This is a genomic window from Neolewinella aquimaris, assembly GCF_014197245.1.
In the GTDB taxonomy this organism is placed as follows: Bacteria; Bacteroidota; Bacteroidia; order Chitinophagales; family Saprospiraceae; genus Neolewinella; species Neolewinella aquimaris.
Map to the genome: position 1 here is coordinate 1 of NZ_JACIFF010000013.1, position 19,003 is coordinate 19,003.

Sequence of the window (19,003 nt, forward strand, 5' to 3'; positions counted from 1 at the left end):
TTGGCGAATGCTCCCATCCCCCGCCCGCCTTCCTGTCGGGTGGGCCGACTAAAGATTCTTGCCCCTTCCCCGGCCTGACGTGGGCGCTCCCGTTGGGCGACATGCCGCCATTAAAGGCGGCACGAAAGGAGAAATCATCAGAGGTTAGAGGTTATCGGTCTACAATGCATAAATTCAGAATACTTGTATTGAGCATTTTCATACTGACTGCTACTTGCGATGAGAATGGTGGACGTACCGTTCAGAATCTACCAACACGTCAAGACGCGAGTAGCTTTTTTATGTCAATTCCAGATTCCATACAGAGGAAGACTGATTTCAAGGCTACAATAGCGGAACAAGACATTATGTCCATTCAGTATACGAACGGAGAGCAGGACTATGTACTGTTGGTGTTTGAGGGTGAATATAGCAAACAGAATCTTCGGAAAAGAGAGACATACTACTCTAGCCAACAACCTAAGTCGTACGAGTACTTCGATAGCAATGGTAGACGGTCTGGCACCAGCACAGTATTTTATGAGAGCGGTTGTACAAAGGATAGAGTCCGGTACCAGAACGGATTATATGAAGGTATATCAGAGAGCTACTATCCAAATTGTACGCTGAAGAGCAAGACGAGTTTTTCCGGGGGCGTCCCTAACGGTGTTGATTCTATGTGGTATGAGAACGGGAAAGTTAAAGAAATCTTTGTGTACCGCGACGGCTCCTTAGTTGACACCGGATACGTATACAAAATAGATGGGAGATTAAAAATTAAATACGTATTTGCCAATAACGAGTTGGTAGATTCAATAATTTATTAGACACTATAGTTAATGGCGCGTTTATCGAGGCCGTTTAAAATGAATGATAGCTTAGGAAGGGTGATTGAATAGAGTAATCAGGCACCGTCAAGCTAGGCCTGACGATGAAGGCGCTTTAAGGAACGCAACCAGTTGACTGTATGGACAATAAGATAGCCAATGACTAAGTAGCCAGGTACATTGGTGATCTACTTCAATCATTCAGAATGCGAAAAGCAAAGTCAGCAAACCGTTCTTCCTAGCTGCCGCGTAGAGACAGTAACCATCTCGCGCTATCAAAAAGAATGGTAGGTATTGTCTGGCGGCAGGAAGAGCAGAATCGCCCAACATCACGCCTACGTCAACCGGGGCAGGGTGGAGGTGAAGTTGGTGGGTGCTAGGGTGCCCGGTGCCGGCACGTCGCCAATGGCCCAAAAGCTCCCGGCGCTACGCTCTGGTCGGTTTTGGCCCATGCCGCCGCGCCGCCCCCTCGTGGGTGGGAAAGGTGGTGATGGTCGCTTCGGTCGGTGCCAGCCCCGGCTGCGTAGGCGTATGCGTTGGGCGAAACATGGACTACAGTTGATGTATTCCGATAACAGTTGCAATTAATCGTAAACTTTCGTATCTTTGCTACAGTTCATTGACTATGGCATTGAAAGATAAGAAATCAGGAAAGACTCTCAGATCGATTGTTTCAAGAGTGGTCGAAGCAGACTATAAACTGATCAGCGAATCGGATGAATTCAGTTTCGATTGGAATGAAGAGGTTGAGAACGAAGTCTTCAAAATCTATCTTAGAGACCAAAGTGATAACATATTAGGTCTGTTGTCTATAATCGACTATCCAGATGAGCTAAGGATTCATCTGAATCTGTTAGAGGTTGGCAAGACGAATATTGGCCAAACTAAGAAGATTGATAATATAGCAGGCTGCCTAATAGCTGTTGCTTGCAAAATTTCCTTCGATCGGAATTATTTTGGATTTGTTTCGTTAAAGCCGAAGACTAGACTTATACCTCTATACAAAGAGAAATATGGATTCGATCAATATGGAAGATTGCTAGCAGTTGACGGTGATTCTTCCAATCAGTTAATTAAAAAATACCTGCACGATGAAGAAGAGTGAAAATATTTACAAGCAGTTGAGCAAGCAATTGTCCGATGATGAAATTGTTGATAGTTATGTATTCAACGATGATAGTTTAAGTGATGCTGAACAAGTACTTGCAGACAAAGAGTTTCGAGAATTAAGGATGAAGAAGTTAAAGGAGATGACCGATGCAGAAAGGCTCTTCGGTAACCTTATGCGTATAAAATATCGGATTTTGGACTATTTTGATTCAGCCAAATATGATGAAGTATTTAGCTTCTCAAATCAATTAAGAGAATACTCCAAAATAATTGGTCGTAGTAATAAGGATTTCGCAAATGACTTAGATGTTCACCATACTAAGTTAAGCCGGTTAATCAACGGAAAAGATAGCCCTAGCATTGAACTGATGTATAGATTAGGTGAGCACAGTAAAGGGGAGTTGCCCGCGCACTACTGGTGGCGCCTGCACTCGAAAGAACTGGAATATAAGATAATTACTGATTTAGAAAAGAGAATGTCAGAATCGCAAAGGGTTACAAACTCAATACAGATAAGAGCTTAGAAAGAATTAAAATTCGCCCAACACTGCAGCCACGTCCATGCGCTTATGCGCACGTCGTGGCTGCCCCCGTTCGGCGAAACAGCCGGCATTAGCCGGCACATACTGATGAAGGACTAATCTCTATTAAATCTAGTGAACGTAAAATCATTCATGAATCTACAATAACTCAAATAGGTCGGAGCAGATGAAATTAACGCCTATTTTATTGATTGGAGTTATTACCGTGCCGATGTCTTGTTATCTGTTGTACTTAGCTATAGATCAGACTAGCATGTTCATGGGAGGGGTATATTCTATCGCGGCAATTCTATTAAGCGTCATTAGCTTACTTGTTGTACCTTTAGAACAAGTTATAGTATCAGAACTACCAGATACATGCACTCGTACCATATGGATGATTGAAGTATTTTTAATCGCTTCATTGTCTTTCGCATCTTGGATTCTACTTCCACAATAAAATAGAAGAAAGTACTGAATGATCAATAACTGCTTGTTTTTAACTATTGTCGAACATTACTGGTGTGGGCAAGTCGAGCAATATTCATAACACGCCAAAACATATATAATGTGTTTTTATGGAAGTTTATAATAAGTTGGACATTAAATCATATATACCATCTGCTCAAAAAAAATATCTAAGCAATGATCCCGGCTCTATTACATACAGGTTGACATCTTCGAAACTCCAGTTTAGCAATACTTACAGTGTGCAGCAGTCAGTTGAATACACTCAAGGGAAATTTATGAAAGTATTAGATACTGTTGGCGCTTTGCTGCTTGCATTCCTTTGTCTAGGATTTGTATTTGGAAATTTTTTAATCCCTGATTTAATTGAGGATTTTTATATTGCAGGCCCCATACTGGCTATCGTTGGTTTTGTGTTTCTTGGGAGCGCAATTGTAAAATGGACAGGAGATGAAGCTATTAGAAAACTATATATTGATAATCAAGGCTTGAAGCTAAGTGGGTGGCGTGCCGTAAAATGGGAAGATATTAAAGACATATTTATCAAGGAATTTTCGGGCTCAGATGTTGGAATGATTAATTCCTATTTAATCATCATTGCAGAAAATAAAATTCTATCTTTAGATTTGTCAGGTTTAAAGTCGAATAAGCCAAATCAGATAGTTTTAATGAGATCAGATATTACAGATATAAAAGAGGATCTAACATATTTTTGGAGTGTCCACAAAAATAAAGAATGAATTCGCCGAACACCGCGCCCAACGTCAACCGGGGCTGGTAGTTGAAAGCTAGTGATTTCTATTGGGTATCCGGGGTCGTGTCGTCGCCAATGGTCCAAAAGCTCCCGATGGTCGGTTTTGGCCCATGCCGCCGACCCGCCCCCTCATTCGTTTACTGAAAGCTGGTCGGTTCTAGTGATGGAGCCCCGGCTGCGTGGGCGCACCCGTTAGTGGCAATAAAGAACACATAATGACCCAAAGTCAACAACAATCGTATAGATTATTCATTCCTGGCGTAGTAGTCTTGCTCTATGTATTTGCTCTCGACAAAACTTTGCTTACCAGCTATAAAATTATCGAAAATTCGATTGGTGATGAGAGAACAATTGTATATTCCACGTATGTGATAATAGCGTCTATTATAGGAGCTATCTATATGATTTTCAAAGTAAGGTTTGCGGTCTGGGATATGTATCTACCTGTTGTCCAAAGACACATTATCCACCGACTATTAACTTTCGCTGGCCGAAAATACGATTCATTATATTTTGCGGATATTAAAAACGTAAAAAAAGTTATGAATGTATTCTACCAACTCATAGATAACGACAATTCTCTTACAACTCGATCAAATACAGTAAGATTAAATGGTCTGGTTTGGACTTCAATAATGGATCTCGCAGTTATATCGCTAGTTGTATTCGGAGTAGTATTTACCTATGGTTTAGTGACACTCAATAGTGATTTCGTACTTTGGTCCTATTTCCCGTCACTCATAGCCCTTTTATGCCTAATAACGCTTCCTGTCATCACAAATTCTCACATAGAAGCAGGTGACAAGCAATTAGACTACATCGGTCAACACATGAAGAATGAACTTACAATCAAGCTGAATGAAATTTTGTGAAAAATGCCTTAATCCAATATCAGAAAAAAATGAATTTAGTATACAAGTAATCTCAGAAGAATTATTAGCAGATCCTAGAGATTGGATTATAGGGTACAGTGGAGGAAAAGATAGTTCTACAGTCTTGGCTTTGGTGCTAGAATCTTTAAGACGAACTCGATCTGACAAAACAGTTACAATAGTTTATTGCGATACGGGAGTTGAAATTCCTTTGGTTAATGAATATGTATATACTGTATTCAATAATCTTACTGAAGAATGTAAATTATTTAATATTAATGTTCAAATCAAGGTTGCTAAGCCAAAGTTGGAAGATACCTTCTTCGTCAAGGTAATTGGCCGCGGTTACCCAAGCCCAACAAATAAATTTAGATGGTGTACCGATAGATTGAGAATAAACCCTATTAAGCAAATGATTCCTGATGACACTAATGTTACAGTATTATTAGGAGTAAGAAAAGGAGAAAGTATAGAAAGAGACCGTACAATAACTAAACACTCAACAGATGGTATATACAGATATAAGCAAGTAGGGAATTCTAATGTGTCTATCTTTAGTCCTATAATAGACTATTCAACTAGAGATGTGTGGGAAACACTCAAGCACAGTAAATTTCCACAAAGTATAGACTATCAGGTGTTAGGAGAACTCTACCGATCTGCTGGCGCAGAATGCCCAGTCATAAAAGATCCAAAAGGAAGCGCATGTGGAAAAGGTAGATTTGGTTGTTGGACATGTACAGTGGTACGTCAAGATTCAGCTGTGACTTTACTCATCGAGCAAGGTTACGAAAATTTAAGACCTCTGCTAAAATTTAGGAATTGGTTGTATCTCGCGAGAGATAATCCTAAGTTTCGATGTAAAAAACGACGAAACCTCCAGCCAGGTCTTGGTCCACTGACTTTATCTGCAAGAGAAATAATTTTGGAAAAGTTGTTGGAAGCGCAGAACGTATCGAAAATTAAATTGATAACTCAGGCAGAGATTGATCTCATTCAAGAGCTTTGGAAAAAAGATAAAAATTCAATGTCATATCTACACATAGAAAAATGCCACTAACATTGCGCCATCGTCAAGCCGGCGACGAGGCTGTTGGGTGTCGATGAAGCCTCTATAAGCTATCTGAAAGTTACTCGAGGTCCGGATGCTGTCTGGTGGTAGCCGGCCTGCGGTGGCGCCCTCGTTGGCGGATATGCCATCATACCAGACCACTCAGCATCACCGAAAAATGAGAGAAACGGCAACCAATAAATTACGCTACTGCAAGGATCAGCAAACTCGCCCGGATGATGGCCAAAAGGATAGCTATGTCAGCATTGAGTCGTCCAGTAGCCGGCTAGAATCAGTGATTGATAAGAACGCTACCGCCCAAACCAAGACCCGCATCACCGGTATTACGCTACCGCACCGACCACCACGTTCTACCTGGAAGATGGCGGCTGTGCTTACCCTTTCACCGTTGAGTTAGATGGTGGCCGTTGAGAATTATTTATTTGTTACGAACGCTGCCGTTGATGCCTGAGCACGCAGGACACTTATTACGCTACCGTACGGACAACTCTTTCTACCTGGATGATGGCCGCCGTGCTTACTCTTTCACCGTAGAATTATTTGGTCGCCGTCGAGAATTATTTATTTGCTACGAACGTTGCCGTTGAGGCCTGAGCCCGCAGGACACTTATTATGCTACCGCACGGCTCAGGACACTCACCATTAGGGGTTCACATTGAGCTAACTCCTAGATTGAGCTACTCGGTGGACGGAAGGATCTATTTCTTCCGATCAGTCTAGGATCAGTAACAAAGATCGAAATCATCCACTCATAAAATTGCCAGCCGCACCAACGACTTTATCCATTCATCATCAATCATCATCCATCAATTTCAGCCGGATGGTTGTTGGGTGGCGAGAATGCCCGGCTGGCTGGCGCTGGCGTCAATCGGCAAAAATTCCCCTGCTCGGGGGTTTTTGCAGATGCCAGCCACCCCCACCCAGCCTTGCTGGTAACCGGATTGTCTTTAGTGCTCAATGGTGGCCTCATTCCAGATTTACCCATAGCTGCCGCAGCGTGGCCGGCCAGCGTTTCAGACGAGAGGGTTGAGCGACAGGGATTATTTGTAAGAATCAATACTGATGAAGGTGCCTCTCCGATTACCTTGAGCAATCGACCAAGACTAGAGATTTAATTATAAAAAGCACATCCGCCAACACCGTGCATACGCCAACCCGGCGAGGGTGGGGGAGGGTTCTGCTTGGAGAAGGAGTGAGAGCTTGGTGTGTCTCGGTGCTGATAGAGCTAGTCGGTGGTAGCCGGGCTGACGTCTGCACACCCGTTGGCGGATATGCCATCATACCAGACGACACAGCAGTGCCGAAATATATGAAAGCGGCAACCAAGAAATTACGCTACCGCAAGGGGCCGAATGCTTCCCGGATGATGGTCGAGAGGATGATTACCTCAGCATCAAGTCGCTCGGTAGCCGCTTAGAATCACCGAATTGACGAGAACGCTACCGCTCGAGCCTGATCTGACATCACAGATATTACGCTACCGCACGGACCACCACTATCTACCTGGAAGATAGCCGGCGTGCTTGCCCTTTCACCGTTGAGTTAGATGGTAGCCATTGAGAATTATTTATTTGTTACGAACGCTGCCGTTGAGGCCTGAGCCCGCAGGACACTTATTATGCTACCGCACGGCTCAGGACACTCACCATTTAGTGGTCCACATTGAGCGAACTACCAGATTGAGCTACTCGGTGGACGGAAGGATCTATTTCTTCCGGTCAGTCTAGGATCAGTAACAAAGATCAAAATCATCCACTCATAAAATTGCCAGCCGCACCGACGACTTCATCCATTCATCATCCATCAATTTCAGCCGGATGGTTGTTGAGTGGCGAGGATGCCCGGCTGGGTGGCGCTGGCGTCAATCTGCAAAAATTCCCCTCCCCGGGGGTTTTTGCAGATGCCAGCCACCCCCACCCAGCCTTGCTAGTAACCGGATTGCCTTCAGTGCCTAATAGTGACCCCATTCCAGATTTACCCATAGCTGCCGCAGCGTGGTCGCTACCGTTGCAGACGAGAGGTGGAGCGGTAGGGATTATTTATTTATAAGAATCAATACTGGTGAAGGTGCCTTTACAGTTGCCTTGAGCAATCGACCAGGACTAGAGATTTAATAAAAAGGAGCACATCCGCCAACACCGTGCATACGCCAACCCGGCGAGGGTGCGGGAGGGTTCTGTTTGGAGAAGGAGTGAGAGGTTAATGTGTCTCGGTGCTGATAGAGCTAGTCGGTGGTAGCCGGGCTGACGTCTGCACACCCGTTGGCTGACATCCATACCCCGCAGGACAAGAAAACCGACAGCTCAAAACTGGATAAATGATACACAAGATTGGTGAATATGAAATCAAGCTAACTCTTGAAAATTCATATCATAGAGGTTCACATGATAATGTTACTTTATTTGATCACCAGTACATTTTTGGTGAGGGACAACCAACTGTGCAAATTGGCATCGCCATCTACAAAAATGATGTACGACTTCGAGGGGCTTTAATTGCCGGTACAGAGGGGACTACGTGCATCCACGAAAAATCTCAAGTTGTCAATGAAGATGGGATCGCAATCTGCTGTTCAAATTTGGTTTTCAAACTTTCTTTACCAAGTCTAAAACTATTATGGGTCACAGAGGCTGATCGCATCACCTGCTTTGAAATATTTGAAATCAACGATGACTATATCATTCATGGGGAAATCAGCATATCGCGACTAGCTAGTAACGGACAGCTAATCTGGCAGAAGATTGGGAAAGATATCTTCGCGACGATAGATGGAGTTAGTGATGACTTTAAAATTGAAAATAACATCATATTAGCCACTGACTTTGAAGGCAACAGGTACAGGTTCAATCTAGACGGAGAAGAAATTTTTGTGAAGTAAATGCAGACTGGAGTGCATCGTAAAATTAGTTCGCAGGTATAGGTATAGGTGCGGCGTACTGACGCCCTCGGTAGATAAAACGAATTAGATTGCTGTAGCTCCTGCAATATCTGGTGCAGCTAGTGGGCGAGAGCTGCCTGCACAACTCTAGAAGAGCTACCGCGTAGAAACAGTCGCTATCGCTCCATAAATAAAAGGACGTCAGCCAACATTGCGGCCACGTCCATGCCGGGGTTGGCGGGTAGGGTAGCGTCTGTTGGCTTCGACCATGTACCTTGAGTTGAACCAAAGATTCTTGGGGTCCTTCCCGGCACGGCGTGGCCGCCCCCGTTCGGCGCAACTACTCCTACAGAACATTAATTCACACAACCACTAATGGGGCTAAATCAAATAGATCCACAAGCTTGCATGAAGAAAACTGACAGAAAATCTACCTATACATACTTTTTTGAAATCATAGTTTCAGCCAAAAAGGATGATCTATATTTGGATTCTGCTACTAATCTGGCCAACCTTCTCTTGTCCAATTCTAAGCTCTGGCCAAAGGGCAAGCTATCAAAAAATGGAAAGGTTATAACCAACAATGTATTATACTGTGAGATCGATGTCATCAAGCCAAGCAGCGATAATACAGACGAGACTCTCAGATTCTACCTTTCATCAACGTCGACAGAGTTTAAATTTATAGAACCTTATAGGTTAAAACTACTTGAATTTTTGAATTCACATCAATTTGGCAATCAAATTTTTGTTGTGCAGGATGATGTTTCAGCAGATATAGCAAATCAGTTATACCCGAAAATAAATAGGCTGGAATCAATGCTAAGAGGGTATATCATAAAGTTTTTTATGCTAAACTTTGGTGTGAATTGGTGGAATTTGATCGCGGATGATTCAATGCAAAGAAAAGCAACACTTAGAAAAAATAATGAAAAAGATTTCTCTAAGTTTATTGATAACAAAATTTATTTAATAGACTTTGCAGAGCTAGGAAAAATAGTATACACGCTTTCGGCTGGTAGCGTGAGTAAATCTGACATCGTGCAGACGATTATGCAGCTTGACGAAACTGATAGTGGTGCCATCTTAAATTTAAAAGAAAGTATAAAAAGTAATTACGACAAATACTTTAAGGTGGATTTTAAAGACCGAAAATTTCAAGCAAAATGGGAAGAATTAGAAAAACTTAGACATAAGGTCGCTCATAATAATTTGTTCACACAATTTGACCTACATAGGTGTGAAGAGCTGTACAACGATTTATCAAAAATAATTATGGATGCAATAAATAAAATTGACAAAGTATCTTTTACAGACCAAGAGAAAGATGAGATAATAGAAAATTCAATAATTAATATAAACGAGTACTTAGGTAGTTATTTGAAGCAATGGCAAGAGTTGACAGACATACTCTATACTTATGATCGAAAAAACTTAAAGAAAGAGCATAGAGGATATTTGAGCATTAAAAGTTTAACAGATCGAATGCTGAAGGAGAGCCTAATATCTGAAGACACTGCAAGAGCAATTGATGGACTTCGTCAGTTTAGAAATTCAATCGTACACAGTCCTTCTGATGCCGATGTTAGCGAACATATTCAAGAAATGAAAAAAGATTTATCAATAGTTATAAATACTATTCAAAAAGCTGTTGCAAAAAGCAAGGAAGAAAATGAATAATATGCGCCGAACACCGCCTACCACGTACAGCCGCCGGTTGAGCTTTTAGGTGCTATCCTTGCTTTAGGAGTGGCCGAAACGAAAGTCGCCACCGATGGTGTTTTCTGGTAGAGGCGGCCGTCGGGTAGGCACTCGTTCGGCGCAATAAGTAGCAACCACCTAGCATTTACAACTACAGAATGAACAGAAAAGTAAAGAGCATACTACTTGTTGTAATAGTCCCGACGCTTTATGCCCTTGTGCTACGATTGCTATTTGGGGTCGATGGCTGGGATGACCTATTTGAGGTGATGTCGATAACTTTTCTGTTTTTGCTGCCAACTATATTAGGTGCCTTGACAGTTTATTTATCACCCTTGGAAAAAGTCAGAAGCCTATCATACAGAATGATTATTCCCTGGGTGCCGTTGCTACTATTTTTAATCCTCACCATAGCAATTGCTATTGAGGGATGGGCGTGCTGGTTAATGATTCTGCCGGTCTTTATGTTTACTTCTTCAATGGGAGGACTAATTGGAGGGCACTACAAACTCAAAGGCAAAAATGAAAAGATTAATATATCGCTGTTAGTCTTCCTTCCCTTCTTGGTAGCACCTATAGAAAGCAATTTAGGAAGGCGCACAGCAGTATTTGAAGTGCCCACATACATTGATATAAAAGCAGATAGAGATGCCATCTGGGATAACGTAACAAGAGTTACTGAGTTGAAGGAATCAGATGATACAGGTTGGCTAACCGAATTTTTAGGGTTTCCCAGGCCCGTAAGTGCCGAACTAAACTACGAGGGAGTTGGTGCATATCGCAAAGCGATATTTACAAATGGATTAGTTTTTCACGAGACAGTAACTGAGTACAAAGATAACGAGTTAATGAAATTTACTATCGACGCAAATCCTCAAGAAATTCCGTCTACAACATTAGATGAACACGTGTTGATTGGTGGCAAATATTTTGATGTGCTCAGTGGTAAATACGAACTCGAAAAGTTAGACGACGAATCATTTAGGTTGCATCTATCAAGCCGGTTCAAGATGACGACGACGTTTAATTTCTACGCTGGATGGTGGGGGAAGCTGATTATGAAAGATATTCAAGAGAATATATTGAGGGTAGAAAAAATCAGGGCACAGAATATTTCTAGAATTGATAAAAGCTCTGAATAAAGCATAGGAAGAATAAATGCGCCGAACATCGCGCCCACGTCAACCGGGGCTGGGGAGGATAGTGCTGGTTTGGTTGCCTGAAGGCCCGCAGGTTTGTCACGGCGCCAATGGCCCGAAAGCTCCCTGCGGTCGGTTTCGGTCCATGCCGCCGCGCCGCCCCCGCTCGTTGGTAAGGTTGAGTCGGTTCCTTCGTATTATTGATGCCCCGGTTGCGTGGGCGCCCCCGTTCGGCGCAACCGCACCCACTACATTATAGGCGGCCCGTTGTGGGTGTGGTCGTTCCCGCCTGACATTCTTGGCCTAGTAGAGGAAATCACCCGCATGTCTACAAGAAAAAATAATTCCGTCAGCGCAGCTGAGCGAACTGATTTCAACGGCAGTTTACCCCACTATAAAGCTCCCGCACGGGGTAGGCGTTACAGGAGTCAGCGAGAATGGGGGCTGGAGTTCACCGGATTGAAGTTGGAACAAGGTGAAATACCTACTCTAAAGCCATTGATAGCCACAGTAATAGAACTAGGCATCTAAGCGAACCGATTTCAACGGCAGTTTACCCCACTATAGCGCTCCCGCATGCGATAAGTGTCACTGTACAATGAAGTCACGAATCGCCGCGGCAGAGATTAAGGATTGAGTCAGGCTACGGGATCTACTGATCAGTAAAGTTGAAGTGACCAAGAGGAGACAGTAGATTCGACGTCCTTATAGAGCAGCCTGAGAGCTTACAGAAGCTATGTGGCTGAAGCCATAGAAGAATATGCGCCGAACATCGCGCCCACGACAAGCCGGGCCATGCAGTGCTGGAATGCGGGTTAGGCTCCGTTTTTGGACGTTGAGTTAGCCGCATGAAGATTCCTACCTTTCCCCGGCCTGACGTGGGCGCACTCGTTGGGCGACAGCCGCTTTAGGCGGCCGAAAAAACGGTCCTCCAGTCATGTACTAAGGACACCATGGGCGTTCCATCACCCATTACTCTTTTACCCAATTATGATAATAGAGGACGAAATTATAAATCTAGTTGAATTCACCAGTGGAGGTAATCTGGACGACCACCAAGATATTTGGCGTTCTTCGCGAATGAGTGGGGATGACTGGCATGATTTTATCATTGAGTTTGCTCAGAGGTACAATGTCGATATGGATGGTTACAAATGGTACTACCATGTAGATGAAGAGGGATTATTCAATCCAGGTGGATGGTTATATCCACCGCCCCAGAATCAAGTCAAGCGTATACCGCTCAGTGTCGCCGATCTAGCTCGTATTGCTACAAAAGCAGTGTGGGACTTGGACTATCCATCAGAAGCGGTAGATTTGAGGAGATGCGACATGATTATTAATCGAACTATATTTTATTTTGTGTTGACTGTAGCAAGCCTGATTCTCATAGGCAATCTATTAACCACCGCTTCGTAAGCAGATATTATCTAGATATTCAAGTAAAATTATATATGGACGATACACACTCTCACCACGACCGCCTTGCGAAAGAACGCATCACTTCGGATGTGGAAAAGTATGGTTGGCACGTAGGATGGTTAACCAATTCAAACTATGTGCCTGATCATGCAATGACTATCGGACTCTACAAATCATTTGGTCATCCCGAGATAATAATTTTTGGCCTGAAACCTGAGGTCATGCACCCTATGCTTAATGACGTTGGAAATAAAATTAGGGACGGAGAAGTTTTTAAGCCAGATCGGGATTATAAAGACCTGGTTGACAAACAATCCGTCCGTTTTATAGAGGTAGCAAAAGACTATTATGGCGACTATCTTGGATATTGCAACTGGTTCAATGGAAAAACTATAGATTATCCTTGTTTACAGTTAGTCTGGCCAGATATAAGCGGACACTTCCCTTGGGAAGAACAGTTCGATGAAAGGTGGTATAGAATGCAGCCACTTTTAAACAGGGATCCATGTTTCAAATTTTTAGAGAAGCCAGATTGGTATGTATATACTACTCAATCAGTGGTAGACGGTAAGGCAGTACTCAGAGTCTATCATAATTTAGATGGAGAGTGGCAGTTTCATCACGGGGAAAATCCCACTGCTAGCGATGGTAGGTTAGTACCAATCAAATCAATAGTCGATAAGGATTCCACGCTTAATGATCTAATTCATCTTGAGAAAGGGCAATATGCAGAACGAAGGTCAGAGCATGAACCCTGGGCAGTTTTTATTGATGAGGAGTAGTAGTAAAAAAAAATCGCCCAACATTGCGCCATCGTCAAGCCGGCGGTAAGGCTTTCGGGTGGCGATAAGGCTTTATCGGCTAAAAAGGGAAGCTCTTGATCCGTAAAAGTTGGCTGGTGGAAGCCGGCCTGCGGTGGCGCCCCCGTTGGCGGATATGCCATCATACCAGACGACTCAGCAGTGCCGAAATAAATGAAAGCGGCAACCAAGGAATGACGCTACCGCAAGGGTCAGCATACTCACCCGAATGATGGTCGAGTAGACGACTACTTCAGTTCTGATTCATTCGGTAGCCGCCTAGAATTAGCGAATGGACGAGAACACTACTGCCCGAGCCTGAACCCGCATCACAGATATTACGCTACCGCACGGACCACCACTATCTACCTGGAAGATGGCCGCCGTGCTTACCCCTCCAACGTTGGATTAGCTGGTAGCCGTTGAGAATTATTTATAGGACACGAACGCTGCCGCCGAGATCCGAGCCTGCAGGACACTTATTACGCTACCGCACGGACCACCACTATCTACCTGGAAGATAGCCGCCGTGCTTGCCCTTTCACCGTAGAATTAGTTGGTAGCCGTCGAGAATTATTTATAGGACACGAACGCTGCCGCCGAGGTCTAAGCCCGCAGGACACCTATTATGCTACCGCACGGCTCTGGACACTCACCATCTTGTGGTCCGCATTGGGCTAGATTCCAGATTGAGTTAACCGGTGGATGGAAGGATCTATTTCTCCCGGATAGGCCAGGATCACAACAAGGAATCGATATCGTCAACTCAAAAAATTACCAGACGCCCCAAGATTTTATCCATCCATCATCAACCATAGATTTAAGCCGGATGGCTGGTGGGTGGCGAGGATGTCCGACTGGGTTGCGCTGGCGTCAATCTGCAAAAATTCCCCTTCTCGGGGGTTTTTGCAGATGCCAGCCATCTCCACCCAGCCTCCCGGGTAGTTAGATGATCCTTAATGCTCGATGATGGCCTCATTTCAGATTAATCCATAGCTACCGCAACGTGGTCGCCCGCCTCACCCACAAGAGGTAGAGTAGCAGGAATTATTATAAAGAACGACACTGAGGAAGGTGCCTTTCCGGTTACCTTGAGCAATCGACAAGGATTAGGGATTTAATTATAAAAAGCACATCCGCCAACACCGTGCATACGCCAACCCGGCGAGAGTGGGGGAGGGTTCTGATTGGAGAAGGAATGAGAGGTTGGTGTGTCTCGGTGCTTATAGAGCTGGTCGGTGGTAGCCGGGCTGACGTCTGCACCCCCGTTGGTGGCAATAAATAATTCCTATATTGAGGTAAAATCATAAAATGGAAATGAATATTGACTTATTAATTGATCATCTCCCAATGAAAATATGGGATGCAAAGAAAATAGGCGATCAATTTAGTATAGAAATGATAGAAGATCTAATTGCTAATGATTCTAATTTCCAAAGAATAATAATTTCTGGTTATGACTTGATAGATACGCAAAAGCCTTCTTGGAGAGATTATAAAGTCCAATATTATGAAATTATATCAATCCTTAATAACAGTTTTAGTTACTTTGATAGTCATACTGCTACCATAATAATTCAAAGTATAATTAGACTGTCGCACGACGAAAATAATTCTAAATATGTTGATGTTGAATTTGACTTTCAATATATTATTGGTAGCATTTTTAATTCTAATAATATTACCATTGATAAAAACTTGTCAAGTGAATTAGTAAGAACAGCAACTTCAATAATAAATCAGGCAACCTCGACTTTGTCGAAAAACGATAAGAAAAGACTTAATCAAGTACTGAGCTATGCAAAGTTAGAGTCATCAATGTATCCTCTGAAGGAATTCGCATTTTATTTTAGCTATCAATTAAGACAAATTGAGTCGAAGAAATCTAATTTACATACAACGCCATCAAAAATATCTAAAATAGTCACTGAATTAGCGGCTTATACTAACTCAAATCCTAACTCTATAATCAATCCCGTAATTGGCATTGGAGCAGTTACACTAGATCTTGTTTCGTTATTTTATAATGATAGAATACAGGTATATGGTAATGACTTAAACGGTTTGGCGCTTTTACTAGCTTATTTAAATATTAAGCTTCAGAAAATAGATTATGCGAAGTTAGAAAACACTGATATATTTCAAGTAGAAGAATATGGAGATATAATTATTGCCGATTTGCCGCTGTCTATGAGGAAATCATATCAAAGATTTGCACAAGATGCCTTATACGCTCATGGGCTAAAAGTCCCAAATAAGTTTAGCGAACTTAGTATGATGATCCTTCACTGCTTAAAATTAAAAAATATTGGTGGGGTTGCTTTACTGATAGTTCCGAACTCAATCTTACAGCAAAGTGGTGCGTTATCAAAATTCAGGAACTATTTAATTAAAAATCATAATTTGAGGGCTGTCGTCCAACTTCCAAAAAGTAAGTCTAGGAGCTATGATTCTAGTTTACTAATTTTCGATGATAAGCACAATGAAGATAAACTACGATTCATCAATGGCGAAATACTCGATAGAGAAACGGGTAGTGGGAAATATAACTTAGTTGATATAGTTGATTCTCTAATTACAGTCAATGACGATTTGTACCCAGAATTCATGAGTGAAGTTAATTATTCCGAACTCAATAGCGGGTTTCAACTAATTTATAAGCAATATAGTTACGAGGTTTTATCTATCCAGAAAATCTTAGAAGATGAAGAAGGGTATACACTGGGTGAATTGTTTACTCTAAGAAGTGGTAAATATATCAAGCAGTCTGAATATCTATTGTCCTCCAACACCCAAAATTCAAAAGTGCCATACGTCAAAATCGAGAATTTATCAGAGAATGTACTCGATAGAAATCTCGATCTGAGCGGAGTAGTTTATGTCTCTCCTAATGATTTAACTTCTTCTAGTTTCGTAACTACTACTTCTATATTAATTGCCAAAATAGGAGACAGCATAAAGCCAACTATCTTTAATCCATCAATGGAGGTTCCTGCAATAGCTATTCATAATAATGTTGTTTCTTTAACCCCTAAGTCTGAAGGGCTATACAATTTGGAGTATATCTATTATCAACTTTACGACGATGTAGTTAATGTTCAGATAGATGCTTCACGTAGTGGTGGAGCTTTCAAGACTTTATCACTAACAACGTTACGTAGGATAATAATTCCTTTGCCTTCACTAGAACAACAACTTAGTCAGATAAACACGGCTAGGGCATCGATCGTAGCATCGGAACAAAGAAAGGTTAGTGAGAGGATAGCCGCAGCTGGATTTAAAGATCAAGCAAGAGAAGCACAAAGAAACATAGTAAAAACTTTGATACATCAACTTAGGCCAAATTTAATGTCCATCAATATGAAAGCAGAAGGTATACGAGATATCGTTGCAGAGCATAAAATTGGAAAATATAAAAGGTTCAGTGAGGATGTTATGAGGCAAATTGATTCAGTAGAAGGAGCTTCTCCTATAGAGAACCTCTCCTTGGAACAGTATATCAATAATCTTACTGATTCTACTCAACATTTAAATAACGTGCTGAGTAACGTAGATAAAGTAATGAATTTAGAATTAAAAGATCTACAGCTCGAAACTGTAGAAATTAAATCATTTATAGAAGATGTGATGAGTACTTCACACGTAATCGAAGAGAATAATATAAAATACAATGTAAAAGGAGAGGAATTTGAAATAACTATAAGTAGAACCTCTTTTAGAGAGTTAATAGAACAATTAATAATAAATGCGAGTCAACACGCATTTGACGTCACCAGAAATAAGCGTAGGCAAATTTCTTTTTCAATAAAAGGAATTGAGCAAAATGAATATATCGAAATTGCATATACCAACAATGGTAAGCCATTTAAATTAAAGCCAAACGAATTTTTAGAACCTTTTACCAAAGGAAGCAACAGTAATGGTTCAGGGATAGGCGGTAACTATATAGAACGTATAGTATCTTTACACGATGGTAAAATGCATATCAGAAATGATACGAATAAGCCTATTTTAATTACCTTCATTTTCCCAGTAAAATAATGTCACTATGAATAAAATTATATTAATTGAAGATCGCTTAGATTTTGCACAAAATTTTATCACTGAATCTGCTAAAAATGGCTATGCAGTAGTACATGGGCGTTCTTATGAAAGGCTTACTGAAATTTTGAAAGTTCATGGTTTTGACTCAGTATGCATCGTTTTAGATATAAAAGCATATTTACGTGAAGATGACGAAGTTGAACGACCAGAATTTATTGGTAGAGCTTTGACTTTACTTAATAAGGAGTATCCTGAACTTTTTAGAGTAATCTTTACTGCCGATGAAGATGAATTTACAAGTTTGAAACGTACATTTAATACTGAGAAAATATTTTTAAAAACACCTGAAGGTTTACGTGATCTATGGCTAATAATCAATGAAACTATATCTGGATTAGAATTAAGTAGACTTGAAAAAACATACGAAGCTGTTATTAATGTATTCAATAATGGATACTTAAATGATACAGGTAAAAGACTATTTTATCAAATTATTCAAACTGATATAGCTTCATTAAGTCAGACAAGATATGGTGGACACCTTAGAGATATGCGTACACTCCAAGAGTTAATTTATAAGACAATTAATGGGGTAAAGCCGCAGATTATTGGAGCAGATATGTTCAAAGGAGACGGAATGATTGACTTCAATAAACTCATGAATCATCTATCTGGAAATAGAAACCCCAGAAATAGGTTTAGACCAACAACTACGGTTTATCAGAATTCCACTATAGAGCATGCCGCAAGGACTATTTATAGGTCATGTGGAGAATACGTACATTATGACCCTAACCAATATACATTATCAGTTCATACCTTAACTGCTCTACGAGGATTAATTTCAGAATTGATTTTATGGTCTGAGAAAATACTAAAATAAAATGCCACCAACACCGCAGCCAGCGTCCATGCGCTTAGGCGCACGGCGTGGCTGCACTCGTTGGCGGATATGCCATCATACCAGACGACTCAGCAGTGCCGAAATAAATGAAAGCGGCAACCAAGAAATTATGCTACCGCAAGGGTCAGCATACTTATCCGGATGGTGGTCAATAGGTAGACAAATTCAATACCTTGGCTTCAGTAGCCATTCACCATCAGTTAGTGGATAAGAATGCTACCGCCCGATCCTGAACCCGCGTCACAGATATTATGCTACCGCAGGACCATCACTTTCTACCTGGCTGATGGCCGCCGTGCTTACTCTTTCACCGTGGAATTAGTTGGTAGCCGTTGAGAATTATTTATAGGATACGAACGCTACCGCTGAGACCTGAGCACACAGGACACGAATTACGCTACCGCACAGACCATTACTTTCTATCTGGCTGATGGCCGCCGTGCTTACTTTTTCACCGTAGAATCATTCGGTCGCCGTCAAGATTTATTTCTTCAGGCCAGGCCAGGATCGGT

At 41.8% G+C, this 19,003-nt stretch carries 13 protein-coding genes; all 13 read left to right on the forward strand.

What is annotated here, in order from left to right; all coding sequences use genetic code 11:
* On the forward strand, positions 1-806 hold an 806-nt coding region (locus GGR28_RS18920; RefSeq protein WP_406603764.1), incomplete at its 5' end, for a toxin-antitoxin system YwqK family antitoxin.
* 625 nt (positions 807-1,431) lie between these two features.
* Positions 1,432-1,911, forward strand: coding sequence for a hypothetical protein (locus tag GGR28_RS18495; protein ID WP_183497320.1), 480 nt, complete (start codon positions 1,432-1,434; stop codon positions 1,909-1,911).
* Entirely contained in the window at positions 1,898-2,440 is a 543-nt protein-coding gene (locus GGR28_RS18500) for a helix-turn-helix domain-containing protein (protein ID WP_183497321.1), read from the forward strand. Before GGR28_RS18495 ends, GGR28_RS18500 begins: the two co-directional genes overlap by 14 nt.
* A 575-nt stretch (positions 2,441-3,015) precedes the next feature.
* Positions 3,016-3,645, forward strand: coding sequence for a hypothetical protein (locus GGR28_RS18505; protein ID WP_183497322.1), 630 nt, complete (start codon positions 3,016-3,018; stop codon positions 3,643-3,645).
* Positions 3,646-3,874: 229 nt separating this feature from the next.
* The gene (locus tag GGR28_RS18510) at positions 3,875-4,531 is read left to right on the forward strand and encodes a hypothetical protein (protein WP_183497323.1); all 657 of its coding nucleotides are present in this window, start codon (positions 3,875-3,877) and stop codon (positions 4,529-4,531) included.
* Positions 4,518-5,591, forward strand: a complete 1,074-nt coding sequence (locus tag GGR28_RS18515; protein WP_183497324.1) for a phosphoadenosine phosphosulfate reductase domain-containing protein — start codon at positions 4,518-4,520, stop codon at positions 5,589-5,591. The genes GGR28_RS18510 and GGR28_RS18515 overlap by 14 nt, the downstream gene beginning before the upstream one ends.
* A gap of 2,329 nt (positions 5,592-7,920) precedes the next feature.
* Entirely contained in the window at positions 7,921-8,481 is a 561-nt protein-coding gene (locus GGR28_RS18520) for a hypothetical protein (protein ID WP_183497325.1), read from the forward strand.
* 408 nt (positions 8,482-8,889) lie between these two features.
* Positions 8,890-10,161, forward strand: coding sequence for a HEPN domain-containing protein (locus GGR28_RS18525; protein ID WP_183497326.1), 1,272 nt, complete (start codon positions 8,890-8,892; stop codon positions 10,159-10,161).
* Between the two features lie 179 nt (positions 10,162-10,340).
* Positions 10,341-11,324, forward strand: coding sequence for an SRPBCC family protein (locus GGR28_RS18530; RefSeq protein ID WP_183497327.1), 984 nt, complete (start codon positions 10,341-10,343; stop codon positions 11,322-11,324).
* Between the two features lie 987 nt (positions 11,325-12,311).
* The gene (locus GGR28_RS18535) at positions 12,312-12,740 is read left to right on the forward strand and encodes a DUF1493 family protein (protein WP_183497328.1); all 429 of its coding nucleotides are present in this window, start codon (positions 12,312-12,314) and stop codon (positions 12,738-12,740) included.
* Between the two features lie 35 nt (positions 12,741-12,775).
* Positions 12,776-13,525: a DUF4262 domain-containing protein gene (locus GGR28_RS18540; RefSeq protein WP_183497329.1), complete on the forward strand. Its 750-nt coding sequence runs from the start codon at positions 12,776-12,778 to the stop codon at positions 13,523-13,525.
* 1,329 nt (positions 13,526-14,854) lie between these two features.
* Complete coding sequence (locus GGR28_RS18545) at positions 14,855-17,584, forward strand: N-6 DNA methylase (RefSeq protein ID WP_183497330.1); 2,730 nt, start codon at positions 14,855-14,857, stop codon at positions 17,582-17,584.
* Positions 17,585-17,591: 7 nt separating this feature from the next.
* Entirely contained in the window at positions 17,592-18,470 is an 879-nt protein-coding gene (locus tag GGR28_RS18550; protein WP_183497331.1) for a hypothetical protein, read from the forward strand.
* Positions 18,471-19,003: the final 533 nt, after the last annotated feature.